Origin of the sequence: Aquimarina agarivorans, assembly GCF_000218485.1 — a bacterium.
GTDB classification, from domain to species: Bacteria; Bacteroidota; Bacteroidia; order Flavobacteriales; family Flavobacteriaceae; genus Aquimarina; species Aquimarina agarivorans.
Map to the genome: position 1 here is coordinate 1 of NZ_AFPB01000054.1, position 1,728 is coordinate 1,728.

Consider the following 1,728-nt stretch of genomic DNA (forward strand, 5'->3'; position numbering starts at 1 on the left):
GCCAAAGCGCTGATTAGAAAAACTAAAGACTACATAGATTTTAAAAAAATCCCATAATAGGGACGGGACAAGTATTGTCCAAATTTAAAGGAAATAGCTCAAAATCAGATTAAACCCCATATAAAACTTATAATCGATGCCAATAGATTCGTTTTTCAATAGTCAAAGCGTATTTTCAAACCTTGAAATTTGTGAAAAACGAGGTTGTACTTTCTAGAATTGAAGATTACCACACATCACTTTCCCCATAAATCCACCACCGGGTCAGTCAACATCGCATTCATCTCTGGCCTATCGGCAAGACGAATGCTTTATGTGTTACCAGCAGTTTTATTGATTCAGTTTAGTGGTATATTCACCTAACTTTTTCCAAATATCATAAAATTGATCTGGTCCCTTTTCATCATCACTATTTGTATTTCGTATTAAATATCTCCCTGTTTTGGTTTCTTTATCAAAAAACATAAAAGATACAACTCCAGCATCTCCTCCTGTGTGACCAATATATCCTTTAGCACTAAAGCCCATAAAAATTCCAGTGTTATATTCATCGTTATAAGGGTTTTGTTTATTACGTTTATCGAAGTTTTCTTCACTTAAATACTGAGTAAATAATTGTTCGTAATTTTTTTTGTTGAGCAGAGTGCCATTGCCTGTGTATCCCTTAATTAATTCTGTCAGATATTTTGCCATATTATTACTCGAAGCTATAAGCATTCCGTCTGGATAAGTTATAGCCGTATAAAATGGTAATGGTATATTCAAGTCATAATACAATCTTGAATGCTTGGATATATCAACTTCCTCTAATGACCATCCTGAAGAGTCCATTTTTAAGGGTTGCAGTATATATTTCTTTGTAAATTCATTAAACGATATACCAGTGGATTTTTCTATAATCAAGGCAGTTAGCGTAGCTCCGATGTTTGAATATTCAAATTTCTCTCCAGGTTTGTGCTTTAAAAAACCATTTTCTTTATCATAATATTTGCCCTCAACCGTAAGAATTTCTTTTAAAAAATTTTCCATTGGTATTTCTGATGTTGAAGGATTTAAACGTTGGTAAGGATAATTTTCATAAACTTTTGATAAGTCTTGATCAGGTGTAATTATCCAAGCATTTTCCATATAATGTTTTGTGTCTACAATTGTAGAAGTATGTGTAGCTAGTTGTTGTAAGGTAATTTTTTCATTAGGGTGATTCGGATTTGACACATCAAATAATAAGTATTTCTCTATTGGGTCATCTAAATTTAATTTACCTAATTCGTGTGCCTTCATTAGTGCTAATCCGATTAAGGTTTTAGAAATAGAAGCTATATGTTGAATTGTATTTTCTGTATATGCAATATGATTTGCTTTATCAGCCCACCCGAAACCATTGCTATACAAGGTTCCTTTTTCATTAACTATGGCAACTCCAAATCCGTTTGTGAGACCTTGTGTATATATATTTTCCAGTTCATTTGTTAAAGAATCTCGAGCTATTTGCATAGAATCTAACAACTCATTTGTATGTTGTTTTTTTTGATTACAGGAAATACAAATAATCACTCCTATAATTAATAATATAATTTTTTTCATAGGTTTCATTTTAATTGCTGGTAACGGTCTCGGCTATGAGTAGTTGCGTGGGTTTAGCACGAAACTTTGCAAGTACACACTAAACTGAAAACTCTGCAGGAATTTTCAGGATAAGCCTGTAAAAGCAATTGTTTATATACGTTG

1 protein-coding gene is annotated in these 1,728 nt (G+C 32.3%); it reads right to left on the reverse strand.

Annotation, left to right across the window (positions count from 1 at the left end; genetic code table 11):
- Window positions 1-330 precede the first annotated feature (330 nt).
- The gene (locus tag GMC_RS23155; protein ID WP_040472323.1) at window positions 331-1,584 is read right to left on the reverse strand and encodes a serine hydrolase domain-containing protein; all 1,254 of its coding nucleotides are present in this window, start codon (window positions 1,582-1,584) and stop codon (window positions 331-333) included.
- Window positions 1,585-1,728 lie beyond the last annotated feature (144 nt).

Excerpts from the sequence above, each read along its gene's own strand:
- GMC_RS23155 (WP_040472323.1), bottom strand. The coding sequence starts at position 1,584 with ATGAAAAAAATTATATTATTAATTATAGGAGTGATTATTTGTATTTCC.